Origin of the sequence: Escherichia sp. MOD1-EC6475 (assembly GCF_003046645.1) — a bacterium.
GTDB classification, from domain to species: domain Bacteria; phylum Pseudomonadota; class Gammaproteobacteria; order Enterobacterales; family Enterobacteriaceae; genus Escherichia; species Escherichia ruysiae.
The window spans coordinates 36,197-59,916 of the sequence record NZ_PZKQ01000052.1 but is presented as its reverse complement, the minus strand read 5'-3'; the positions used below and the strand labels follow the sequence as shown (position 1 = coordinate 59,916).

The 23,720-nt window shown below is 52.5% G+C and carries 24 protein-coding genes, 1 other RNA gene and 1 pseudogene; 18 read left to right on the top strand and 8 right to left on the bottom strand.

Features of this window, described 5'->3' with window-relative positions; all coding sequences use genetic code 11:
• Positions 1 to 77 precede the first annotated feature (77 nt).
• The 3 genes from A7589_RS16725 to zapA form a co-directional block, all read right to left on the bottom strand.
• Positions 78 to 680 carry a 5-formyltetrahydrofolate cyclo-ligase gene (locus A7589_RS16725; protein WP_000192750.1) on the bottom strand — a complete coding sequence of 201 codons (603 nt, stop codon included), beginning with the start codon at positions 678 to 680 and terminating at the stop codon, positions 78 to 80.
• A gap of 20 nt (positions 681 to 700) precedes the next feature.
• Positions 701 to 884, bottom strand: a non-coding RNA gene (ssrS, locus tag A7589_RS16720) — 6S RNA.
• A 41-nt stretch (positions 885 to 925) separates the two neighbouring features.
• Positions 926 to 1,255 carry a cell division protein ZapA gene (zapA, locus tag A7589_RS16715; protein ID WP_001276008.1) on the bottom strand — a complete coding sequence of 110 codons (330 nt, stop codon included), beginning with the start codon at positions 1,253 to 1,255 and terminating at the stop codon, positions 926 to 928.
• Positions 1,256 to 1,421: 166 nt separating this feature from the next.
• On the opposite strand from zapA, the gene ygfB reads away from it, so the two are divergent.
• The 4 genes from ygfB to ubiI are packed head-to-tail and all read left to right on the top strand — an operon-like array spanning position 1,422 to position 5,751.
• Positions 1,422 to 2,000, top strand: coding sequence for a UPF0149 family protein YgfB (gene ygfB, locus A7589_RS16705; RefSeq protein WP_001295378.1), 579 nt, complete (start codon positions 1,422 to 1,424; stop codon positions 1,998 to 2,000).
• Positions 2,001 to 2,025: 25 nt separating this feature from the next.
• Positions 2,026 to 3,351 carry a Xaa-Pro aminopeptidase gene (gene pepP / locus A7589_RS16700; RefSeq protein ID WP_001280374.1) on the top strand — a complete coding sequence of 442 codons (1,326 nt, stop codon included), beginning with the start codon at positions 2,026 to 2,028 and terminating at the stop codon, positions 3,349 to 3,351.
• Positions 3,348 to 4,526, top strand: coding sequence for a 2-octaprenyl-6-methoxyphenyl hydroxylase (ubiH, locus tag A7589_RS16695; protein WP_000111213.1), 1,179 nt, complete (start codon positions 3,348 to 3,350; stop codon positions 4,524 to 4,526). Before pepP ends, ubiH begins: the two co-directional genes overlap by 4 nt.
• A 22-nt stretch (positions 4,527 to 4,548) precedes the next feature.
• The gene (ubiI, locus tag A7589_RS16690) at positions 4,549 to 5,751 is read left to right on the top strand and encodes an FAD-dependent 2-octaprenylphenol hydroxylase (protein WP_001192157.1); all 1,203 of its coding nucleotides are present in this window, start codon (positions 4,549 to 4,551) and stop codon (positions 5,749 to 5,751) included.
• A 73-nt stretch (positions 5,752 to 5,824) separates the two neighbouring features.
• Here the strand turns inward: ubiI and A7589_RS23725 are convergent.
• Positions 5,825 to 5,884, bottom strand: a pseudogene (locus A7589_RS23725) (hypothetical protein); the annotation flags it as partial.
• 313 nt (positions 5,885 to 6,197) lie between these two features.
• Here A7589_RS23725 and gcvT point away from each other — a divergent pair.
• The 4 genes from gcvT (at position 6,198) to A7589_RS16670 (ending at position 11,609) form a co-directional block, all read left to right on the top strand.
• Positions 6,198 to 7,292, top strand: a complete 1,095-nt coding sequence (gcvT, locus tag A7589_RS16685) for a glycine cleavage system aminomethyltransferase GcvT (protein WP_010354553.1) — start codon at positions 6,198 to 6,200, stop codon at positions 7,290 to 7,292.
• A gap of 23 nt (positions 7,293 to 7,315) precedes the next feature.
• Positions 7,316 to 7,705 carry a glycine cleavage system protein GcvH gene (gene gcvH / locus A7589_RS16680; protein ID WP_001295377.1) on the top strand — a complete coding sequence of 130 codons (390 nt, stop codon included), beginning with the start codon at positions 7,316 to 7,318 and terminating at the stop codon, positions 7,703 to 7,705.
• A gap of 118 nt (positions 7,706 to 7,823) precedes the next feature.
• Positions 7,824 to 10,697: an aminomethyl-transferring glycine dehydrogenase gene (gcvP, locus tag A7589_RS16675; RefSeq protein ID WP_000195074.1), complete on the top strand. Its 2,874-nt coding sequence runs from the start codon at positions 7,824 to 7,826 to the stop codon at positions 10,695 to 10,697.
• A 168-nt stretch (positions 10,698 to 10,865) separates the two neighbouring features.
• Positions 10,866 to 11,609 (top strand): SDR family oxidoreductase, encoded by a 744-nt coding sequence (locus A7589_RS16670; RefSeq protein WP_000951953.1) that lies wholly within the window; start codon positions 10,866 to 10,868, stop codon positions 11,607 to 11,609.
• 61 nt (positions 11,610 to 11,670) lie between these two features.
• Here the strand turns inward: A7589_RS16670 and bglA are convergent, their stop codons facing one another.
• Entirely contained in the window at positions 11,671 to 13,104 is a 1,434-nt protein-coding gene (bglA, locus tag A7589_RS16665; RefSeq protein WP_024257340.1) for a 6-phospho-beta-glucosidase BglA, read from the bottom strand.
• A gap of 44 nt (positions 13,105 to 13,148) precedes the next feature.
• Here bglA and yqfB point away from each other — a divergent pair, with 44 nt between their 5' ends.
• Positions 13,149 to 13,460, top strand: coding sequence for a N(4)-acetylcytidine aminohydrolase (gene yqfB / locus A7589_RS16660; RefSeq protein WP_001183003.1), 312 nt, complete (start codon positions 13,149 to 13,151; stop codon positions 13,458 to 13,460).
• 163 nt (positions 13,461 to 13,623) lie between these two features.
• A complete protein-coding gene (trhA, locus tag A7589_RS16655) occupies positions 13,624 to 14,283 on the top strand; it encodes a PAQR family membrane homeostasis protein TrhA (protein ID WP_000250279.1) in 660 nt (219 codons plus the stop codon).
• Positions 14,284 to 14,478: 195 nt separating this feature from the next.
• On the opposite strand, the gene ygfZ is transcribed toward trhA, so the two are convergent.
• Positions 14,479 to 15,459: a tRNA-modifying protein YgfZ gene (gene ygfZ / locus A7589_RS16650; RefSeq protein WP_000886069.1), complete on the bottom strand. Its 981-nt coding sequence runs from the start codon at positions 15,457 to 15,459 to the stop codon at positions 14,479 to 14,481.
• Positions 15,460 to 15,491: 32 nt separating this feature from the next.
• Here ygfZ and A7589_RS22865 point away from each other — a divergent pair, with 32 nt between their 5' ends.
• From A7589_RS22865 to A7589_RS16635, 3 genes are read left to right on the top strand one after another with little or no spacing between them, the layout of a single operon-like run.
• Positions 15,492 to 15,722, top strand: coding sequence for a hypothetical protein (locus A7589_RS22865; RefSeq protein WP_000181264.1), 231 nt, complete (start codon positions 15,492 to 15,494; stop codon positions 15,720 to 15,722).
• Positions 15,712 to 15,978 carry an FAD assembly factor SdhE gene (sdhE, locus tag A7589_RS16640; RefSeq protein ID WP_000354046.1) on the top strand — a complete coding sequence of 89 codons (267 nt, stop codon included), beginning with the start codon at positions 15,712 to 15,714 and terminating at the stop codon, positions 15,976 to 15,978. Before A7589_RS22865 ends, sdhE begins: the two co-directional genes overlap by 11 nt.
• Positions 15,959 to 16,366: a protein YgfX gene (locus tag A7589_RS16635; protein ID WP_000244787.1), complete on the top strand. Its 408-nt coding sequence runs from the start codon at positions 15,959 to 15,961 to the stop codon at positions 16,364 to 16,366. The genes sdhE and A7589_RS16635 overlap by 20 nt, the downstream gene beginning before the upstream one ends.
• A 39-nt stretch (positions 16,367 to 16,405) precedes the next feature.
• Here the strand turns inward: A7589_RS16635 and fldB are convergent, their stop codons facing one another.
• Positions 16,406 to 16,927 carry a flavodoxin FldB gene (gene fldB / locus A7589_RS16630; RefSeq protein WP_001055874.1) on the bottom strand — a complete coding sequence of 174 codons (522 nt, stop codon included), beginning with the start codon at positions 16,925 to 16,927 and terminating at the stop codon, positions 16,406 to 16,408.
• A 111-nt stretch (positions 16,928 to 17,038) separates the two neighbouring features.
• Between fldB and xerD the strand changes: the two genes are divergently transcribed.
• The 5 genes from xerD (at position 17,039) to lysS (ending at position 23,125) form a co-directional block, all read left to right on the top strand.
• A complete protein-coding gene (gene xerD / locus A7589_RS16625; protein ID WP_000806648.1) occupies positions 17,039 to 17,935 on the top strand; it encodes a site-specific tyrosine recombinase XerD in 897 nt (298 codons plus the stop codon).
• 24 nt (positions 17,936 to 17,959) lie between these two features.
• The gene (gene dsbC / locus A7589_RS16620; protein ID WP_000715234.1) at positions 17,960 to 18,670 is read left to right on the top strand and encodes a bifunctional protein-disulfide isomerase/oxidoreductase DsbC; all 711 of its coding nucleotides are present in this window, start codon (positions 17,960 to 17,962) and stop codon (positions 18,668 to 18,670) included.
• A gap of 5 nt (positions 18,671 to 18,675) precedes the next feature.
• Complete coding sequence (gene recJ / locus A7589_RS16615) at positions 18,676 to 20,409, top strand: single-stranded-DNA-specific exonuclease RecJ (RefSeq protein WP_000813171.1); 1,734 nt, start codon at positions 18,676 to 18,678, stop codon at positions 20,407 to 20,409.
• 90 nt (positions 20,410 to 20,499) lie between these two features.
• Positions 20,500 to 21,598 (top strand): peptide chain release factor 2 gene (gene prfB, locus A7589_RS16610; protein ID WP_097680215.1). Its coding sequence is split into 2 segments (ribosomal slippage): positions 20,500 to 20,574 and positions 20,576 to 21,598, totalling 1,098 coding nucleotides; the frame shifts between segments, so codons are not numbered across the junction.
• A gap of 9 nt (positions 21,599 to 21,607) precedes the next feature.
• Complete coding sequence (gene lysS / locus A7589_RS16605; RefSeq protein ID WP_000003093.1) at positions 21,608 to 23,125, top strand: lysine--tRNA ligase; 1,518 nt, start codon at positions 21,608 to 21,610, stop codon at positions 23,123 to 23,125.
• A 43-nt stretch (positions 23,126 to 23,168) separates the two neighbouring features.
• On the opposite strand, the gene idi is transcribed toward lysS, so the two are convergent.
• Positions 23,169 to 23,717, bottom strand: coding sequence for an isopentenyl-diphosphate Delta-isomerase (gene idi / locus A7589_RS16600; RefSeq protein WP_001192778.1), 549 nt, complete (start codon positions 23,715 to 23,717; stop codon positions 23,169 to 23,171).
• Between the last annotated feature and the right edge of the window lie 3 nt (positions 23,718 to 23,720).

Here is a 23,720-nt window from a genome sequence, read left to right as displayed (position 1 = left end):
ATCCTCCCTTACCCTTACTCACTAAATTAGGTTAAAGAATCAACGATGTCAATCAGGGCGATGCGGGAGTATCGCCCTCACCACTCCCAGACTTTCGACGGCGTAACCACCGCAGGCAGTGGGATATCCCACTCTTCAACCGGCAGTTTTTCTACTAACTGACAATCATGCGCATAACCTACTGGCTGCATTTTGTAGTGCTGCCAGTTTTGCAATGTCCGATCATAAAAACCGCCGCCCATTCCCAGGCGTTGACCGTACTCATCAAAGGCGACCAGCGGTGTGACCAGCACATCTAACCGGGAAAGGGGAAGCACATCGCGCACGTCCAGTTTTGGCTCGTGGATCTTTAACCTGTTCACTACCAGTTCACTTTGCGGATGGTAATTCAGGAATAGTAAGTTACCGGCACTAAAGGGATGCAAAACTGGAAGATACACGCGCTTACCGGCGCGCCAGAGTTGTTCTATGAGCGGCTGGGTGTCGAGTTCGCCATCAAATGAGAGAAAAACGGCAACCGTATGCGCCATTACAACAGGGGGATAAGTCATCATCCGGGTAGCGGCTTGTTGCCCCGTTTCTTGCTGTTGTTCCGGCGTTAACGCACGACGACGTTGCCGAATCATTTTACGGATTTCTTGTCGGGATAATGTCAGTGGGAGTTCTGGTAGTTGCGTCATGGCTGGTGCCAGATAAGAAGGGAATCTCCGAGATGCCGCCGCAGGCTGTAACCCTTGAACCCTTGGTTCAAGGTGAATGTGTCGTCGCAGTTTTAAGGCTTCTCGGACGAACCGAGCATGCTCACCAACCACGGAGCGCCACATTCTTGTGGTATGAAATATCGGCTCAGGGGACTGGCCCGCTTGCGAACATCTCAGAGAAATTTTGTTTTCACGGTTACTCTACCACAGTAAACCGAAAAGTGTCATTCAAAGTTTTGGTTCGTTTTTTCGGTGATGCGACCTTGTTCAAGTAACGCTTGTTCTATGGTCTGTTGCAGCATCCGAATACGCTGTTCCATACTTGCCGCGTAGTCACGAGTCTTCGCTTTTTCTTGCGCTAACTCATAGCTGATATTCAATGCAGCAATGAAGACCAACTGTTCAGTATTTGTGACTCTAGTGCGTTCTTTCAGATCTTGCAACCGCTGATTCAGATCGTCTGCGGCCTGATTCAACGCATCCCTTTGGTCAGGCGGGCAGTTCACACGCAGTGAACGGCCAAAAATTTGGATATCGACGGGTTGTGCAGACATGCCACCTTCCTGCTGATTGACTGCGCTTCCTTCGTCTTCAGACCCATGGTCTGCGAAGGGGCGAACTATAGCTACCCTGATGAGAAGAGACAAGCCCTTTTCTGGTTCACCAGGGTCCAAAGTGGTAGCATATCATGAATCTTCCTCCCTTTGATGACGAATGCTTATGTCTATACAGAACGAAATGCCTGGTTACAACGAAATGAACCAGTATCTGAACCAACAAGGGACGGGTCTGACCCCTGCTGAGATGCACGGTTTAATCAGCGGGATGATTTGCGGTGGTAATGATGACAGTTCATGGTTGCCGCTGCTTCACGACCTGACGAACGAAGGCATGGCTTTCGGTCATGAGCTGGCACAGGCATTGCGCAAAATGCACTCAGCCACCAGCGATGCCCTGCAAGATGACGGCTTCCTTTTTCAGCTTTATCTGCCTGATGGCGATGATGTCAGCGTTTTCGATCGCGCTGATGCGCTGGCAGGCTGGGTAAATCACTTCCTGCTTGGTCTTGGCGTGACTCAGCCGAAGCTGGATAAAGTGACTGGCGAAACCGGTGAAGCCATCGACGATCTGCGTAACATTGCGCAACTGGGATATGACGAAGACGAAGATCAGGAAGAGCTGGAAATGTCGCTTGAAGAGATCATCGAGTACGTCCGTGTTGCCGCGCTGTTATGCCACGACACCTTTACTCATCCGCAACCGACCGCGCCAGAAGTACAAAAACCGACTCTACACTAAAAACAAAAAACGTAAGGAGAGTGTTATGAGTGATATATCCCCGCAAGAATTTCAGCGTCGCCGTCAGGTTCTGGTGGAGCAAATGCAACCCGGCAGCGCCGCGCTGATTTTTGCTGCCCCGGAAGTGACCCGTAGCGCCGACAGCGAATATCCGTATCGTCAAAACAGTGACTTCTGGTACTTCACCGGCTTTAACGAACCGGAAGCGGTGCTGGTGCTGATTAAAAGCGATGACACTCATAACCACAGCGTTCTGTTTAACCGCGTTCGCGACCTGACGGCGGAGATCTGGTTTGGCCGTCGCTTAGGTCAGGATGCCGCGCCAGAGAAACTGGGCGTTGACCGCGCCCTGGCGTTCAGCGAAATCAATCAGCAACTTTATCAACTGCTCAACGGTCTGGATGTGGTTTACCACGCTCAGGGCGAATATACCTATGCTGATGAAATCGTGAACAGTGCGCTGGAAAAACTGCGTAAAGGCTCACGGCAAAATCTCACCGCTCCGGCAACGATGATCGACTGGCGTCCCATTGTTCATGAAATGCGCCTGTTCAAATCGCCAGAAGAGATTGCCGTACTTCGCCGCGCGGGCGAAATCACCGCACTGGCGCACACCCGGGCGATGGAAAAATGTCGTCCGGGAATGTTCGAGTACCATCTGGAAGGCGAAATTCACCACGAATTTAACCGCCACGGCGCGCGTTATCCTTCCTACAACACCATAGTCGGCAGCGGTGAAAACGGCTGCATTCTGCACTACACCGAAAACGAGTGTGAACTGCGCGACGGCGACCTGGTGTTGATTGATGCTGGTTGCGAATACAAAGGTTACGCTGGCGATATTACCCGTACCTTCCCGGTCAACGGCAAATTCACTCAGGCTCAGCGTGAAATCTACGACATTGTGCTGGAGTCTCTCGAAACCAGCTTACGCCTGTATCGTCCGGGAACTTCCATTCAGGAAGTCACCGGTGAAGTGGTGCGCATCATGATTAGCGGCCTGGTAAAACTTGGGATCCTGAAAGGTGAAGTCGATGAACTGATCGCTCAAAACGCCCACCGTCCTTTCTTTATGCATGGCCTTAGCCACTGGTTAGGTCTGGATGTCCATGACGTAGGTGTTTATGGTCAGGATCGCTCGCGCATTCTTGAACCTGGCATGGTACTGACCGTAGAGCCAGGTCTGTATATTGCACCGGATGCGGATGTGCCAGAACAATATCGCGGTATCGGCATTCGTATTGAAGACGATATTGTGATTACCGAAACTGGCAACGAAAACCTCACCGCCAGCGTGGTGAAAAAGCCGGAAGAAATCGAAGCGTTGATGGCAGCTGCGAGAAAGCAATGAGCGTAATCATCGTCGGTGGCGGCATGGCGGGCGCGACGCTGGCGCTGGCTATTTCCCGTTTAAGTCACGGGGCGCTGCCGGTACATCTGATTGAAGCGACCGCGCCAGAGTCTCATGCACATCCGGGCTTTGATGGACGAGCTATTGCGCTGGCGGCGGGCACCTGCCAGCAGCTGGCACGTATCGGCGTCTGGCAATCTCTGGCTGATTGCGCAACCGCCATCACTACCGTGCATGTCAGCGATCGCGGTCATGCCGGATTCGTCACCCTCGCCGCAGAAGATTACCAACTGGCGGCGCTGGGGCAGGTTGTCGAGTTGCATAATGTCGGGCAACGGCTGTTTGCGCTGTTGCGCAAAGCGCCAGGCGTAACGCTGCATTGCCCGGATCGCGTTGCTAACGTTTCCCGTACACAGGATACCGTTGAAGTGACGCTGGAGAGCGGCGGGACGCTGACGGGGCGCGTGCTGGTAGCCGCTGATGGCACCCATTCAGCATTAGCCAGCGCCTGCGGTGTTGACTGGCAGCAGGAGCCTTACGAACAACTGGCAGTGATTGCCAACGTTGCGACCTCCGTTGCGCACGAAGGCCGTGCTTTTGAACGTTTCACGCAATACGGTCCGTTGGCGATGTTGCCGATGTCTGACGGACGTTGTTCGCTGGTCTGGTGTCATCCACTGGAACGGCACGAAGAGGTACTGGCGTGGAGCGACGAGAAGTTTTGCCGTGAACTCCAGGCTGCGTTTGGCTGGCGGCTGGGGCAAATTACCCACGCCGGAAAACGCAGTGCTTATCCGCTGGCGTTAACCCGCGCCGCCAAACCTATAACCCATCGCACCGTGCTGGTGGGCAATGCGGCGCAAACCCTGCACCCGATTGCCGGGCAAGGATTTAACCTCGGTATGCGTGATGTTATGAGCCTTGCGGAAACCCTGACTCAGGCGCAGGAACGCGGAGAGGATATCGGTGATTACGGCATTTTGTGCCGTTACCAGCAGCGTCGGCAGAGCGATCGCGAAGCGACTATTGGTGTAACAGACAGCCTTGTTCATCTTTTTGCCAACCGCTGGGCGCCGCTGGTTGTCGGGCGCAACATCGGGCTGATGGCAATGGAATTATTCACCCCGGCACGCGATGTGCTGGCGCAGCGCACCCTTGGTTGGGTGGCGCGTTGAAGGCGGCTTTAAGGAATAAACAATGCAAAGTGTTGATGTAGCCATTGTTGGCGGCGGCATGGTGGGGCTGGCGGTTGCCTGCGGCTTACAGGGTAGCGGCTTACGCGTCGCCGTACTGGAGCAGCGCGTACCTGAACCTCTGGCGGCGGATGCACTACCACAACTGCGCGTTTCGGCTATCAATGCCGCCAGCGAAAAATTACTTACCCGTCTTGGCGTCTGGCAGGACATCCTCTCCCGCAGAGCCAGTTGCTATCACGGCATGGAAGTGTGGGACAAAGACAGCTTTGGTCACATCTCGTTTGACGATCAAAGCATGGGCTATAGCCATCTTGGGCATATTGTTGAAAACTCAGTGATTCACTACGCGCTGTGGAACAAAGCGCATCAGTCGTCAGATATCACTCTGTTGGCCCCCGCAGAATTACAGCAGGTCGCCTGGGGAGAAAACGAAACCTTCCTGACGCTGAAAGATGGCAGCATGTTAACGGCGCGCTTGGTGATTGGCGCGGACGGCGCTAATTCCTGGTTGCGCAACAAAGCTGATATCCCGCTGACTTTCTGGGATTATCAGCATCACGCGCTGGTGGCGACTATTCGTACTGAAGAACCGCATATAGCTGTGGCGCGCCAGGTTTTCCATGGCGAAGGTATTTTGGCCTTTTTACCGCTTAGCGATCCGCATCTTTGCTCGATTGTCTGGTCACTGTCGCCAGAGGAAGCGCAGCGGATGCAGCAGGCAGGTGAAGACGAATTTAATCGCGCGTTAAATATCGCTTTTGATAATCGCCTGGGCTTATGCAAGGTTGAGAGCGAGCGTCAGGTATTCCCGCTGACGGGGCGTTATGCGCGCCAGTTTGCCGCGCACCGTCTGGCGCTGGTGGGCGACGCCGCGCATACCATTCATCCGCTGGCGGGACAGGGCGTTAATCTCGGCTTTATGGACGCCGCAGAGTTGATTGCTGAACTGAAACGGTTGCATCGTCAGGGTAAAGACATCGGGCAGTATATTTACCTGCGTCGCTATGAGCGTAGCCGCAAGCACAGTGCTGCGCTGATGCTGGCTGGTATGCAGGGCTTTCGCGATCTGTTTTCCGGAGCCAATCCGGCGAAAAAACTGCTGCGCGATATTGGCCTGAAACTGGCCGACACGCTTCCTGGCGTTAAGCCACAACTTATCCGTCAGGCAATGGGATTGAATGATTTGCCTGAATGGCTGCGTTAAAAATTTCTCCTCAACTCTTTATTTGATACCCATCACACTTTCTTCTCCCGGTTTTTTCGCCGGGAGATTTTCCTCATTTGAAATAAACTAATTTCACCATCAATTTCGCATTATATTTTCTAATGTTACGATTTTTTCATTGAGTGATTTTTGACATATTTTCAGTTCTTAATATTCGTTTATCCAAATCTGTTTCTTGAAAGCATCGTATTTATATAAAAATAAAATAAATTTTTGGTTTTTTATTCTGTTGAGATTTTTGTATTTTTTAACCATAAGCTAATGTGATGATCAATTTTACCTTATGGTTAACAGTCTGTTTCGGTGGTAAGTTCAGGGAAAAGAGAACGATTGCGTTGGGGACCGGGAGTGGCTCCGATGCTGGGTTTCGTGGTGATAATTTCGCCATGAAAAGTTGTCAGCCCCGCTTATTCAATGAGGACAAGATGGCACAACAGACTCCTTTGTACGAACAACACACGCTTTGCGGCGCTCGCATGGTGGACTTCCACGGCTGGATGATGCCGCTGCATTACGGTTCGCAAATCGACGAACATCATGCGGTACGTACCGATGCCGGAATGTTTGATGTGTCGCATATGACCATCGTCGATCTTCGTGGCAGCCGCACCCGGGAGTTTCTGCGTTATCTGCTGGCGAACGATGTGGCGAAGCTCACCAAAAGTGGCAAAGCCCTCTACTCCGGGATGTTGAATGCCTCTGGCGGTGTGATAGATGACCTCATCGTCTACTACTTCACTGAAGATTTCTTCCGCCTCGTTGTAAACTCCGCCACCCGCGAAAAAGACCTCTCCTGGATTACCCAACACGCTGAACCCTTCGGCATCGAAATTACCGTTCGTGATGACCTTTCCATGATTGCAGTACAAGGGCCGAATGCGCAGGCAAAAGCTGCCACACTGTTTAATGACGCTCAGCGTCAGGCGGTGGAAGGAATGAAACCGTTCTTTGGCGTGCAGGCGGGTGATCTGTTTATTGCCACCACCGGTTACACCGGTGAAGCGGGCTATGAAATTGCGCTGCCAAATGAAAAAGCGGCGGATTTCTGGCGCGCGCTGGTGGAAGCGGGCGTTAAGCCCTGCGGCCTGGGCGCGCGTGACACGCTGCGTCTGGAAGCGGGCATGAATCTTTATGGTCAGGAGATGGACGAAACCATTTCTCCTTTAGCCGCCAACATGGGTTGGACCATTTCCTGGGAACCGGCAGATCGTGACTTCATCGGTCGTGAAGCTCTGGAAGCGCAGCGTGAGCATGGCACAGAAAAATTAGTTGGCCTGGTGATGACCGAAAAAGGCGTGCTGCGTAATGAACTGCCGGTACGTTTTACCGACGCGCAGGGCAACCAGCATGAAGGCATTATCACCAGCGGCACTTTCTCCCCGACGCTGGGTTACAGCATTGCGCTGGCACGTGTGCCGGAAGGCATTGGCGAAACGGCGATTGTGCAAATTCGCAACCGTGAAATGCCGGTAAAAGTGACGAAACCTGTTTTTGTGCGTAACGGCAAAGCCGTCGCGTGATTTACTTTTTTGGAGATTGATTGATGAGCAACGTACCAGCAGAACTGAAATACAGCAAAGAACACGAATGGCTGCGTAAAGAAGCCGACGGCACTTACACCGTTGGCATCACCGAACACGCCCAGGAGCTGTTAGGCGATATGGTGTTTGTTGACCTGCCGGAAGTAGGCGCAACGGTTAGCGCGGGCGATGACTGTGCGGTTGCCGAATCAGTAAAAGCGGCGTCAGACATTTATGCGCCAGTAAGCGGTGAAATCGTGGCGGTGAACGACGCGCTGAGCGATTCCCCGGAACTGGTGAACAGCGAACCGTATGCAGGCGGTTGGATCTTTAAAATCAAAGCCAGCGATGAAAGCGAACTGGAATCACTGCTGGATGCGACCGCATACGAAGCATTGTTAGAAGACGAGTAACGGCTTTAATCCTCTTCTTTGGAAGAGGATAAGGGTGAGGAAATTGTACGCCTCACCCTCACTCTCTTCGCAAGGAGAGAGGTTCACAATTCACTGCACGTTTCAGGAACCATCGCTCATGACACAGACGTTAAGCCAGCTTGAAAACAGCGGCGCTTTTATTGAACGCCATATCGGACCGGACGCCGCGCAACAGCAAGAAATGCTGAATGCCGTTGGCGCACAATCGCTAAACGCGCTGACCGGCCAGATTGTGCCGAAAGATATTCAGCTCGCGACCCCGCCGCAGGTTGGCGCACCGGCGACCGAATACGCCGCACTGGCAGAACTCAAGGCTATTGCCAGTCGCAATAAACGCTTCACGTCTTACATCGGCATGGGTTACACCGCCGTGCAACTGCCGCCGGTTATCCTGCGCAACATGCTGGAAAATCCGGGCTGGTATACTGCGTATACCCCGTATCAACCTGAAGTTTCTCAGGGGCGCCTGGAAGCACTGCTCAACTTCCAGCAGGTAACGCTGGATTTAACCGGGCTGGATATGGCTTCGGCATCACTGCTGGACGAAGCCACCGCTGCTGCCGAAGCCATGGCGATGGCGAAACGCGTCAGCAAACTGAAAAATGCCAACCGCTTCTTCGTGGCTTCCGATGTGCATCCGCAAACGCTCGATGTCGTACGTACCCGCGCTGAAACCTTTGGTTTTGAAGTCATTGTCGATGACGCGCAAAAAGTGCTCGACCATCAGGACGTCTTCGGCGTGCTGTTACAGCAGGTCGGCACGACTGGTGAAATTCACGACTACACTGCGCTTATTAGCGAACTGAAATCACGCAAAATTGTGGTCAGCGTTGCCGCCGATATTATGGCGCTGGTGCTGTTAACTGCGCCGGGTAAACAGGGCGCGGATATTGTCTTTGGTTCGGCGCAACGCTTCGGCGTGCCGATGGGCTACGGTGGCCCACACGCGGCATTCTTTGCGGCGAAAGATGAATACAAACGCTCCATGCCGGGGCGCATTATCGGCGTATCGAAAGATGCGGCTGGTAATACTGCGCTACGCATGGCAATGCAGACTCGTGAACAACATATTCGTCGCGAGAAAGCGAACTCGAACATTTGTACTTCCCAGGTTCTGCTGGCAAACATCGCCAGCCTGTATGCCGTTTATCACGGTCCGGTTGGCCTGAAACGTATCGCTAACCGCATCCACCGTCTTACTGATATTCTGGCAACGGGGCTGCAACAAAAAGGTCTGAAGCTGCGCCATGCGCACTATTTCGATACTTTGTGTGTGGAAGTGGCTGATAAAGCGGGCGTGCTGGCGCGTGCCGAAGCGGCTGAAATCAACCTGCGTAGCGATATTCTGAACGCGGTTGGGATCACCCTTGATGAAACCACCACGCGCGAAAACGTGATGCAGCTTTTCAGCGTACTGCTGGGCGATAATCATGGGCTGGACATCGACACACTGGACAAAGACGTGGCTCACGACAGCCGTTCTATTCAGCCTGCAATGCTGCGCGATGACGAAATTCTCACCCATCCGGTGTTTAATCGCTACCACAGCGAAACCGAAATGATGCGCTATATGCACTCGCTGGAGCGTAAAGATCTGGCGCTGAATCAGGCGATGATCCCGCTGGGTTCCTGCACCATGAAACTGAACGCCGCCGCTGAGATGATCCCAATCACCTGGCCGGAATTTGCTGAACTGCACCCGTTCTGCCCGCCAGAACAGGCCGAAGGTTATCAGCAGATGATCGCGCAACTGGCTGACTGGCTGGTGAAACTGACCGGTTACGACGCCGTCTGTATGCAGCCGAACTCTGGCGCTCAGGGCGAATATGCGGGGCTGCTGGCGATTCGTCATTATCACGAAAGCCGCAACGAAGGGCATCGCGATATCTGCCTGATCCCGGCTTCTGCTCACGGCACTAACCCCGCTTCTGCACATATGGCGGGGATGCAAGTGGTGGTTGTGGCGTGTGATAAAAACGGCAATATCGATTTGACTGATCTGCGCGCGAAAGCGGAACAGGCGGGCGATAACCTCTCCTGCATCATGGTGACCTATCCTTCCACCCACGGCGTGTATGAAGAAACGATCCGTGAAGTGTGTGAAGTTGTACACCAGTTCGGCGGTCAGGTTTATCTTGATGGTGCGAACATGAACGCCCAGGTTGGCATCACCTCGCCGGGCTTTATTGGCGCGGACGTTTCGCACCTTAACCTGCATAAAACTTTCTGCATTCCGCACGGCGGTGGCGGTCCAGGTATGGGACCGATCGGCGTGAAAGCGCATCTGGCGCCGTTTGTGCCGGGTCATAGCGTGGTGCAAATCGAAGGCATGTTAACCCGTCAGGGCGCGGTTTCTGCGGCACCGTTCGGTAGCGCATCCATCCTGCCAATCAGCTGGATGTACATCCGCATGATGGGCGCAGAAGGGCTGAAAAAAGCAAGTCAGGTGGCAATTCTTAACGCCAACTATATTGCCAGCCGCCTGCAGGATGCCTTCCCGGTGCTGTATACCGGTCGCGACGGTCGCGTGGCGCACGAATGTATTCTCGATATTCGTCCGTTGAAAGAAGAAACCGGCATCAGCGAGCTGGATATTGCCAAGCGTCTGATCGACTACGGTTTCCACGCGCCGACCATGTCGTTCCCGGTGGCGGGTACGCTGATGGTTGAACCGACTGAATCTGAAAGCAAAGTAGAGCTGGATCGCTTTATCGACGCGATGCTGGCTATCCGCGCAGAAATCGACCAGGTGAAAGCCGGAGTCTGGCCGCTGGCAGATAACCCGCTGGTGAACGCGCCGCACATTCAGAGCGAACTGGTTGCCGAGTGGGTGCATCCGTACAGCCGCGAAGTTGCGGTATTCCCGGCAGGCGTGGCAGACAAATACTGGCCGACGGTGAAACGTCTGGATGATGTGTACGGCGACCGTAACCTGTTCTGCTCCTGCGTACCGATTAGCGAATACCAGTAATTTACTGATTCGACTATCTTCTAAAGGCGCTTCGGCGCCTTTTTACTTGCTGACAGTTTGCTCAAACGTAAATATTGGCACGGTTTTCCTCCCTCTCCCTGAAGGGGAGAGTGGATTGATCGTGCGCTCTTTTGACTTTGTTATCAGTCTTAATTTATGAGGAAAAAAATGGCTATAGCACTTGTGACCGGTGGCAGTCGCGGCATTGGGCGGGCAACTGCGCTGCTGCTGGCAAAAGAAGGGTATACGGTGGCGGTTAATTATCAGCAAAACCTCCACGCGGCGCAGGAAGTGGTGAACTTAATAACTAAATCGGGTGGCAAGGCATTTGTGCTCCTTGCGGATATTAGCGACGAAAACCAGGTTGTCGCGATGTTTACAGCAATCGACCAGCACGATGAACCGCTAGCTGCGCTGGTCAATAACGCCGGGATCTTGTTTACCCAGTGCACCGTAGAAAACCTTACCGCAGAGCGAATCAACCGGGTGCTTTCCACCAATGTGACGGGATATTTTCTCTGCTGCCGCGAGGCGGTAAAACGCATGGCGCTTAAAAACGGCGGTAGCGGCGGCGCTATCGTCAATGTATCTTCAGTGGCCTCACGGCTGGGATCGCCGGGGGAATACGTTGATTATGCGGCATCGAAAGGAGCGATTGATACGTTAACCACCGGACTGTCGCTGGAAGTCGCTGCGCAAGGGATTCGCGTCAATGGCGTGCGACCAGGGTTTATTTATACCGAAATGCATGCCAGCGGTGGCGAACCAGGACGCGTCGATCGCGTTAAGTTGAACATCCCCATGCACCGTGGCGGACAGGCAGATGAAGTTGCCCAGGCCATTGTCTGGCTGTTAAGCGATAAAGCCTCTTATGTCACTGGGAGCTTTATCGATTTGGCGGGCGGTAAATAAGATGGGAAAGTTATCTGGGCGGATGCAACGCCAATTACGTTGCATCCGGCACATCAGCTAATCAAAGTTTCTCGCCGTTGCTGGCAATCACCTCTTTGTACCAGTTAAAGCTCTTCTTACGGGAGCGCGACATATCGCCAGTACCGTCGTCATGTTTATTCACATAGATAAAGCCGTAGCGTTTGCTGTACTGTCCGGTGGTGAACGACACACAGTCGATGCAGCCCCACGGCGTGTAGCCCATCAGATCTACGCCATCGTAAGTCACCGCTTTTTTCATCTCTTCAATATGGGCGCGCAGGTAGTCAATGCGGTAGTCGTCGTTGATGCTGCCGTCTTCTTCCACTTTGTCGTAAGCGCCAAAACCGTTTTCGACAATAAACAGCGGCTTCTGGTAACGCTCATACAATTCGCATAGCGCGTAACGCAGACCCACAGGATCAATCTGCCAGCCCCAGTCAGATGCTTTAACATACGGGTTTGGTACGCTGCCTTCAAAACCAGAGATGGCATCGCCGGTGCCGCCTTCGGCCTTCACTGCGTTGGTCATGTAATAGCTGAAACCAAGATAATCGCAGGTGCCTTCGCGCAGCACATCCAGATCGCCGTCTTCCATTTTGATGTTAAATCCGCGACGTTCCCACTCGTTCAACACATAGGACGGGTAATAGCCACGCAACTGCACATCGGTAAAGACGTAGCGTTCGCGCATCGACTCCTGGGCAAACATCACATCGTCCGGGTTACAGGAGTAAGGATAGAGCGGCACCATCGCCAGCATACAACCAACTTTCATCTCCGGGTTGATGCGATGCGCGGCTTTCACCGCCAGGGCGCTGGCGACAAACTGGTGATGTAGCACCTGGTACATCGTCTCTTCCGGATTTTCATGCTCGGTATAAACCACGCCAGAGCAGCAGTAACCGAACAGCGGCGCGCGCCAGTTACGCTGGTTGTTAATTTCGTTGAAGGTCATCCAGTATTTGACTTTGTGCTTATAACGCTCAAATACCACTTCTGCGAAACGGACAAAGAAATCAACCACTTTACGGTTGGTCCAGCTACCGTATTGCTGCACCAGATGTAATGGCATTTCAAAGTGGGAGAGGGTGATCACCGGTTCGATATTGTATTTCAGCAGTTCATCGAACATATCGTCGTAAAACTTCAGCCCTTCTTCGTTTGGCTGAGCTTCATCGCCTTTCGGGAAAATGCGCGTCCAGGCGATGGAAGTACGAAAACATTTGAAGCCCATTTCGGCAAATAGCTTGATGTCTTCCTTGTAGTGACCGTAAAAATCTACCGCTTCATGGTTTGGATAGTTTTTGCCCGGCAAGACTTCTTTGGTGATTTCGCGCGGCACGCCGTGTGCACCGCCGGTCAGTACGTCACAAATACTCGGCCCTTTGCCGCCTTTGTTCCAGCCGCCTTCGACCTGATGAGCGGCAACTGCGCCGCCCCATAAGAAATCTTTCGGTAAGGTGAGTTTTTTCACTATCATAGGCTCCAGATGAGTCAATTCTTACAGGAAATAGTACCATGCAGCCAAACAACATCACTTTTTTTCAACGATTCCAGGATGACATTCTGGCTGGGCGTAAAACCATCACAATCCGTGACGAGTCTGAATCGCACTTTAAAGCTGGCGATGTGCTTCGTGTCGGGCGCTTTGAAGATAACGGCTATTTTTGCACTATTGAAGTCACTGCAACCTCAACGGTGACGCTGGATACTCTCACAGAAAAACACGCGCAACAGGAAAATATGACCCTGGCTGAATTGAAAAAGGTCATTGCCGATATCTATCCCGGTCAGACACAGTTTTATGTAATTGAATTTAAATGTCTTTAAATTGAACTCACGCCTGTTAGTTGAAATTTCGCATTTAATTTCATGATTTTTCGGAGATTAGTCTCAAATCAGAATTTATTTTAGCTAACAGGTGTTCACTGGAACTATTCTCAGTTACGCTGGAGAGGTATACACGTGCGTGTACGTTTCTCCGGAGTAAGTTATGGTTCAGAAGCCTCTCATTAAGCAGGGATATTCGCTGGCAGAGGAAATTGCCAACAGCGTCAGTCACGGTATTGGACTGGTGTTTGGTATCGTTGGGTTGGTATTGCTACTGGTTCAGGCGGTGGATCTCAATGCCAGCGCCACGGCGATAACCAGTTATAGCCTCTATGGTGGCAGTATGATCCTGCTGTTCCTCGCTTCGACGCTTTATCACGCCATTCCTCATCAACGGGCAAAAATGTGGCTGAAGAAATTTGACCACTGCGCCATTTATCTGTTGATTGCCGGAACCTACACGCCGTTTTTGCTGGTGGGGCTGGATTCTCCGTTAGCGCGCGGGTTGATGGTTGTTATCTGGAGCCTGGCATTGCTGGGGATTCTGTTCAAACTGACCATCGCGCACCGATTTAAAATCTTATCTCTGGTGACTTATCTGGCTATGGGCTGGCTGTCGTTGGTGGTGATTTATGAAATGGCAGTTAAGCTCGCGGCGGGCAGCGTTACCTTACTGGCCGTAGGCGGTGTAGTTTACTCGCTCGGGGTAATTTTCTACGTCTGCAAACGCATTCCCTACAACCACGCCATCTGGCACGGCTTTGTGCTCGGCGGCAGCGTGTGCCATTTCCTGGCGATTTATTTGTATATTGGGCAGGCGTAATTGGTATGCCTTTGTAGGAATGAAAAGATACACCAGCGTCGCATCAGGCATCAGAGCGCAACTGCCGGATGCGGCGCGAGCGCCTTATCCGGCCTACGGGCTGCGTCCCTGTTGTGATAAAGGCACCAAATCCCAGGCCTGATAAGACGCGTCAGCGTCGCATCAGGCAATAGATGCCCGAAGCGATACAGAAATTTACTCTTCCAGCGAATACGGCAGCGGCTCGATATGCAATGTATTCGCATCGTCACGAACGCGGAAAACGCTGTCCGGTTCCATGTCGTTATTCATGACTACCTGAACCACGACCTGCCCATCTTCCAGTTTGACCGCCGCCAGCACGGTTCCGGTACGACGCCAGTTTTCGCCCATTTTCAGCTCGATGTCTTCACCTGCTTCCGGCAGTCGGCTGGCGCTACCTGCCAGCAACCAGAGCGCGCGTTTGTTGGCACCACGGAATTTTGCTCGCGCCACCATCTCTTGCCCGGTATAGCAGCCTTTCTTAAAGCTGATGCCGCCCAGCGCCTGGAGATTGGTCGCCTGGGGGATAAACTGCCCGCTATTAGCCGCATCAATCACCGGGAAGCCCGCTTCAATGTTTAATGCCAGCCACTGTTGGCTATTGTTCAGTTCCGCTTCGCCGCGCAGTTTATCGGTCAGCGCACTGGCGGTAGTTTCATCGGTCACGATCAGAAAACGTTCTGCCGGGTGTTCAAACCATAGCAGGGTGGTCGCACCTTCTCTGACCACCTGTTTTTCCTTCGAAGGCAGTTCACTAAAGAGATTCGCCAGCGCGGCGCGTGCCTGAAAACCGGCAACACCAAGCAACACACGCTCGTCGTCTGGGGCGATGGTCACTTTAGAAAATACCGCATATTTTTTCAGTTCGGTAAGCTGCGACTCGCGCACGCTGCGCCGTTCAATCCATGCGAAACCGTCGCCATCGTGGAACAGACGCAAATTGCTCCACATTTTACCTTTAGCATCACAATGTGCGGCGAGCAGGTGCTGATCTTCTGTCATCTGGCTGACATCTGCTGTCACCTGACCCTGCATATATTTTTCGCTGTCCGCGCCAGTAATGGTGGCCAGCGCCCAGTCATCAAGCGTCATCAGCGTCAACGGTAAACGGGCAGAAGCCGTAGGCTGACGGGGAGGAAAAGGTGTAAAAGCCATAATGGAGTCCTGTTTTACAAACGGCGTAATTAATGACTAATGGTAAAAGAGCTATGGGGCATTGCAAGTGCTTTCACTACGCGATCTGTGCCTTCAACCAGGCTTTGCGAGGTGACTTCCAAAAAAATGAAGCCATTGAATTGTTGTGGATTAATTTCGCGATTGTGATTGTGTTTACCGATATTCCCGCAAAAGAAGTCGAAAAACACGTTACAATAGCCAAGTACTGGATTTTCGTGAGACAGGAAGAAGATGGACATTAACAACAAAGCCCGCATTCATTGGGCATGCCGCCGTGGTATGCGCGAACTTGATATTTCGATCATGCCGTTTTTCGAACATGAGTACGACAGCTTAAGCGATGACGAAAAACGCATCTTTATTCGTCTGCTGGAATGTGACGATCCCGATCTGTTCAACTGGCTGATGAATCACGGTAAACCGGCCGATGCAGAACTGGAAATGATGGTCCGACTCATCCAGACACGGAACCGGGAACGTGGTCCTGTGGCAATCTGAACTGCGCGTCTCCTGGCGCGCGCAGTGGCTTTCCTTGCTGATTCATGGGCTGGTTGCCGCTGTTATTTTACTCATGCCCTGGCCGCTTAGTTACACCCCGTTATGGTTGGTGTTGCTTTCGCTAGTGGTGTTTGATTGCGTTCGCAGCCAGCGGCGCATTAATGCTCGTCAGGGTGAGATTCGTCTGCTGATGGATGGGCGTTTGCGCTGGCAGGGGCAGGAGTGGAGCATCGTTAAAGCGCCGTGGATGATTAAAAGCGGCATGATGTTGCGTTTACGTTCTGATAGCGGCAAACGTCAGCATCTGTGGCTGGCAGCAGACAGCATGGATGAAGCCGAATGGCGAGATTTGCGGCGGATTTTGTTACAGCAGGAGACGCAAAAATAATGGCGACGGCAAAGCGAGTGCGCTATGCCGTCAGTAATCTCAGGCGTAATGCTCAGCCATTTCGTTGAGGATTTGCTCGCACCAGCTCTGAATACGCTCGTCGCTGAGGTCATACTGGTTAGTTTCATCCAGCGCCAGACCTACGAACAGTTGCCCGTCAGCAATCACCGGTTTCGGACTGGTGAACTCATACCCTTCCGTTGGCCAGTAGCCGACGAACTTCACGCCTTTGGTCGAGAGTTTGTCATGCAGCATACCGAGTGCATCGAGGAACCACTCACCATATCCCAGTTGATCGCCTAGCCCATACAGCGCAACAATTTTACCTTCAAGGTTCAGGTCGTCGAGCTGATCCCAGACGGCTTCCCAATCTTCCTGGATTTCACCAAAATCCCAGGTCGGGATTCCCAGGATGAGCACATCGTACTGCTCCATTAATTTAGGGGAGTCGTCCTTGAGGTTATGTAAGGTCACCAGTTCTGGGCCGATAATATCGCGGATTTTTTCCGCTGCCATCTCGGTATAACAGGTGCTGGAACCGTAAAAAAGACCCATATTCATAACGTAAGCTTCTCGATTCTGCTGTGGCTTTTGCGGCTAGTGTATCAGAATCGCTTTAGTCACGGCACAATAAGGCATAATGGATCAAACGAGTAACGATAAGGGGCGCAAGTGAAACAGGATCTGGCACGCATCGAGCAGTTTCTTGATGCCCTGTGGTTGGAAAAAAATCTGGCAGAAAATACGTTGAACGCATATCGTCGCGATCTGTCAATGATGGTGGAGTGGTTGCATCATCGTGGACTGACGCTGGCAACGGCGCAAAGCGGCGACTTACAGGCATTACTGGCAGAACGGCTGGAAGGCGGGTATAAAGCCACCAGTTCCGCTCGTTTGCTGAGTGCGGTGCGCCGATTGTTCCAGTATCTTTATCGCGAAAAGTTTCGTGAAGACGATCCCAGTGCGCATCTTGCTTCGCCAAAATTACCCCAGCGTCTACCGAAAGATTTAAGTGAAGCGCAAGTCGAAAGGTTATTGCAGGCGCCGCTGATTGATCAGCCTCTGGAGCTACGCGACAAAGCGATGCTCGAAGTGCTGTATGCTACCGGATTGCGTGTCTCTGAACTTGTAGGGCTGACGATGAGCGATATCAGCTTGCGTCAGGGGGTGGTGCGGGTAATTGGTAAAGGCAACAAAGAACGCCTGGTGCCGTTAGGTGAAGAGGCAGTTTACTGGCTGGAAACCTATCTGGAACACGGGCGACCGTGGTTGCTAAACGGTGTGTCAATTGATGTACTGTTTCCCAGCCAGCGTGCGCAGCAGATGACGAGACAAACTTTCTGGCATCGCATTAAACATTATGCCGTGCTGGCGGGGATCGACAGCGAAAAGCTGTCGCCGCATGTGTTGCGTCACGCCTTTGCCACCCATTTGTTAAATCATGGTGCGGATTTACGCGTTGTGCAGATGTTGCTGGGGCATAGCGATCTCTCGACGACTCAAATTTATACGCATGTCGCTACTGAGCGTCTGCGGCAACTTCATCAACAGCATCACCCTCGGGCGTGATAGCTGAAAAGAACGGGATGATTTATGAAGAAAGGTTTTATGTTGTTTACTTTGTTGACGGCGTTTTCTGGCTTTGTTCAGGCGGATGATGCGGCAATACAACAAACGTTAGCCAAAATGGGCATCAAAAGCAGCGATATTCAGCCCGCGCCCGTTGCTGGTATGAAAACCGTGCTGACTAACAGCGGCGTGCTGTATATCACCGATGACGGTAAACATATCATTCAGGGGCCAATGTATGACGTTAGCGGCGCGGCACCGATCAACGTCACCAACCAGATGCTGTTAAAGCAACTGAATGCGCTGGAAAAAGAGATGATTATCTACAAAGCGCCGCAAGAAAAGCACGTCATCACCGTGTTTACCGACATTACCTGCGGCTACTGCCACAAAATGCATGAGCAGATGGCTGACTATAATGCGCTGGGGATCACCGTGCGTTATCTCGCGTTCCCGCGTCAGGGACTGGAAAGCCAGGCGGAGCAACAAATGAAAGCCATCTGGTGTGCAAAAGATAAAAATAAAGCCTTCGATGACGTAATGGCAGGCAAAGCCGTTACCCCGGCAAGTTGCGATATCGATATTGCCGACCATTACGCACTTGGCGTACAGCTTGGCGTTAGCGGAACTCCGGCAGTTGTGCTGAGTAATGGCACACTGGTTCCGGGTTATCAGCCGCCGAAAGAGATGAAAGAATTCCTCGACGAACATCAAAAAATGACCAGCGGTAAATAATTCGCGTGAAACAACAGATACAACTTCGTCGTCGTGAAGTCGACGAAACGGCAGACCTGCCCGCTGACCTGCCCCCCTTGCTGCGGCGTTTATACGCCAGCCGGGGCGTGCGCAGCGCGCAGGAACTGGAGCGTAGCGTTAAAGGTATGCTGCCCTGGCAGCAACTGAGCGGTGTCGAAAAGGCCGTTGAGATCCTTTACAACGCTTTTCGCGAAGGAACACGGATTATTGTGGTCGGTGATTTCGACGCCGACGGTGCCACCAGCACAGCTCTGAGCGTGCTGGCGATGCGTTCTCTCGGCTGTGACAACATCGACTACCTTGTACCGAACCGTTTCGAAGACGGTTACGGCTTAAGTCCGGAAGTGGTCGATCAGGCTCATGCGCGTGGCGCGCAGCTGATTGTAACGGTTGATAACGGCATTTCTTCCCACGCAGGTGTTGAACATGCTCGATCGTTGGGCATTCCGGTTATTGTTACCGATCATCATTTGCCTGGCGAAACTTTACCTGCGGCGGAAGCCATTATTAATCCCAATCTCCGTGACTGCGAGTTTCCGTCGAAATCGCTGGCAGGCGTTGGCGTAGCGTTTTATCTGATGCTGGCGTTACGCACCTTTTTGCGCGATCGGGGTTGGTTCGATGAGCGTGGTATCGCAATACCGAATCTGGCGGAATTGCTGGATCTGGTGGCGCTGGGTACGGTGGCGGATGTAGTGCCGCTGGACGCCAATAATCGCATTCTGACCTGGCAGGGGATGAGTCGCATCCGTGCCGGGAAGTGCCGTCCGGGGATTAAAGCTCTGCTGGAAGTGGCAAACCGCGATGCACAAAAACTCGCTGCCAGCGATTTAGGTTTTGCGCTGGGGCCGCGTCTCAATGCCGCCGGACGACTGGATGATATGTCCGTTGGCGTGGCACTGTTACTTTGCGACAACATCGGCGAAGCGCGCGTTCTGGCTAATGAGCTTGATGCACTAAACCAGACGCGAAAAGAGATTGAACAGGGAATGCAGGTCGAAGCACTGACCTTGTGCGAGCAACTGGAGCGTAGCCGCGATACGCTGCCTGGCGGGCTGGCAATGTATCACCCTGAATGGCATCAGGGCGTCGTTGGTATTCTGGCTTCGCGCATCAAAGAGCGTTTTCATCGTCCGGTTATCGCCTTTGCGCCTGCGGGCGACGGTACATTGAAAGGTTCTGGGCGCTCCATTCAGGGACTGCATATGCGCGACGCGCTGGAGCGGTTAGACACGCTCTACCCTGGCATGATACTCAAGTTTGGCGGTCATGCGATGGCGGCAGGATTGTCGCTGGAAGAGGACAAATTCGAACTCTTTCAGCACCGCTTTGGCGAACTGGTTACCGAGTGGCTGGACCCGGCATTATTACAGGGTGAAGTGGTTTCCGACGGCCCGTTAAGTGCAGCGGAGATGACCATGGAAGTTGCGCAACTGCTGCGTGATGCCGGTCCGTGGGGGCAGATGTTCCCGGAACCGCTGTTTGACGGTCATTTCCGCCTGCTGCAACAGCGGCTGGTGGGGGAGCGCCATCTGAAGGTCATGGTTGAACCGGTCGGCGGCGGCCCGCTGCTGGATGGTATTGCTTTTAATGTCGATACCGCCCTCTGGCCGGATAACGGCGTGCGTGAAGTTCAACTGGCCTACAAGCTGGATATCAACGAGTTTCGTGGCAACCGCAGTCTACAGATTATCATCGATAATATCTGGCCACTTTAGCGTCGTCTTCTCTATAAAAAAGAGTGTGGATTGGGTACAATCCCGCTCTTATCACCGCATTTTGACTAGCTCAATAAAAGAAATCAGACCATGTTTGAAATTAATCCGGTAAATAATCGCATTCAGGACCTCACGGAACGCTCCGACGTTCTTAGGGGGTATCTTTGACTACGGCGCCAAGAAAGAGCGTCTGGAAGAAGTAAACGCCGAGCTGGAACAGCCGGATGTCTGGAACGAACCCGAACGTGCGCAGGCGCTGGGTAAAGAGCGTTCCTCTCTCGAGGCTGTTGTCGATACCCTCGACCAAATGAAACAAGGGCTGGAAGATGTTTCCGGTCTGCTGGAACTGGCTGTAGAAGCTGACGACGAAGAAACCTTTAACGAAGCCGTTGCTGAACTCGACGCCCTGGAAGAAAAGCTGGCGCAGCTTGAGTTCCGCCGCATGTTCTCCGGCGAATATGACAGCGCCGACTGCTACCTTGATATCCAGGCAGGTTCCGGCGGTACGGAAGCACAGGACTGGGCAAGTATGCTTGAGCGTATGTATCTGCGCTGGGCAGAATCGCGCGGTTTCAAAACTGAAATTATCGAAGAGTCAGAAGGTGAAGTGGCGGGTATCAAATCCGTGACTATCAAGATCTCCGGCGATTACGCTTATGGTTGGCTGCGCACAGAAACCGGCGTTCACCGTCTGGTGCGTAAGAGCCCGTTTGACTCCGGCGGTCGTCGTCACACGTCGTTTAGTTCCGCGTTTGTTTACCCAGAAGTGGATGACGATATTGATATCGAAATCAACCCAGCGGATCTGCGCATTGATGTATATCGCGCGTCCGGTGCAGGCGGTCAGCACGTTAACCGTACCGAATCTGCGGTGCGTATTACTCACATCCCGACCGGGATTGTGACCCAGTGCCAGAACGACCGTTCCCAGCACAAGAACAAAGACCAGGCCATGAAGCAGATGAAAGCGAAGCTTTATGAGCTGGAGATGCAGAAGAAGAATGCTGAGAAACAGGCGATGGAAGACAATAAATCTGACATCGGCTGGGGCAGCCAGATTCGTTCTTATGTCCTTGATGACTCCCGCATTAAAGATCTGCGTACCGGGGTTGAAACCCGCAACACGCAGGCAGTGCTGGATGGCAGCCTGGATCAATTTATCGAAGCAAGTTTGAAAGCTGGGTTATAAGGAACCAACATGTCTGAACAACACGTACAAGGCACTGACGCGGTAACCGATCTTAACAATGAACTGAAAACACGTCGCGAAAAGCTGGCGAACCTGCGCGAGCAGGGGATTGCCTTTCCGAATGATTTCCGTCGCGACCATACTTCTGACCAACTGCATACAGACTTCGACGGTAAAGAGAACGAAGAGCTGGAAGAGTTGAACATCGAAGTCGCTGTAGCTGGTCGCATGATGACTCGCCGAATCATGGGTAAAGCTTCTTTCGTTACCCTGCAGGATGTCGGTGGTCGCATTCAGCTGTATGTAGCTCGTGATGATTTGCCGGAAGGCGTTTATAACGATCAATTTAAGAAATGGGATCTTGGCGATATTATCGGCGCAAAAGGTAAGCTGTTTAAAACCAAAACCGGCGAACTGTCGATCCACTGCACCGAGCTGCGTCTGCTGACCAAAGCACTGCGCCCGCTGCCAGACAAATTCCACGGCTTGCAAGATCAGGAAGCGCGTTATCGTCAGCGTTATCTGGATCTCATCTCTAACGATGATTCCCGCAACACCTTTAAAGTGCGCTCACAGATCCTCTCTGGCATTCGCCAGTTCATGGTGAATCGCGGCTTTATGGAAGTTGAAACCCCGATGATGCAGGTGATCCCTGGCGGTGCGGCTGCGCGTCCGTTTATCACCCATCATAACGCGCTGGATCTCGACATGTACCTGCGTATTGCGCCGGAACTGTATCTTAAGCGTCTGGTGGTTGGCGGCTTTGAACGAGTGTTCGAAATCAACCGTAACTTCCGTAACGAAGGTATCTCCGTACGCCATAACCCAGAGTTCACCATGATGGAACTCTATATGGCTTACGCGGATTACAAAGATCTGATCGAACTGACCGAATCGCTGTTCCGCACTCTGGCGCAGGATATTCTCGGTAAGACCGAAGTAACCTACGGTGATGTGGTACTGGACTTCGGTAAGCCGTTCGAAAAACTGACCATGCGTGAAGCGATTAAGAAATATCGCCCGGAAACCGACATGGCAGATCTGGATAACTTCGACTCTGCGAAAGCGATTGCTGAATCTCTCGGCATTCACGTTGAGAAGAGCTGGGGGCTGGGTCGTATTGTGACCGAGATCTTTGACGAAGTGGCAGAAGCGAATCTGATTCAGCCGACCTTCATTACTGAATACCCGGCTGAAGTTTCTCCGCTGGCGCGTCGTAACGACGTCAACCCGGAAATCACCGATCGCTTTGAATTCTTTATTGGCGGTCGTGAGATTGGTAACGGCTTTAGCGAACTGAACGATGCAGAAGATCAGGCGCAGCGTTTCCTGGATCAGGTTGCGGCGAAAGACGCAGGCGACGATGAAGCAATGTTCTACGATGAAGATTACGTTACTGCGCTGGAACATGGTCTGCCGCCGACAGCAGGTCTGGGAATTGGTATCGACCGTATGGTTATGCTTTTCACCAACAGCCATACTATCCGCGACGTTATTCTGTTCCCGGCGATGCGTCCGGTAAAATAAGTATTACGCGTAAGCACATAACCCCGGCAACCGTCGGGGTTTTTTATTTTAGCTGCGTAAATGCAGACAATTGTTTTCTGGCTTCGCTATTGGCTGCCTGCATCACCATCCACGGGCTGAACGCCCACGGCGTAGCATCAATACCGTGTAATACATCTGCTAAATCACACCATTGATAATCCATCACTTCATCATTGTTGGGCTGTAACTCGCTGATTACGCGAGCGGCAAATACCGGGCACACTTCATTTTCGACAATGCCACTCGGATCGGTGGCGCGATAGTGAAAGTCAGGATAGACCAGTTCTGGTGATGTTATTTCCACACCCAGTTCAAAGCGGCAACGGCGGATCACTGCGTCTTCGTTGCTTTCTCCCAGTTGTGGATGCCCACAAACCGAGTTTGTCCACACACCCGGCCATGCTTTTTTGCTCAGTGCGCGGCGGGTAACTAATAATTGCCCTTTGGCATTAAACAGCCAACTGGAGAACGCGAGATGTAAGGGGGTATTTGCCGTGTGTGCAGCATATTTTTCCAGTGTACCCGAAGGGACTCCCTGTGCATTCAGTAAAATGACGTGTTCCGTTTGCATAAT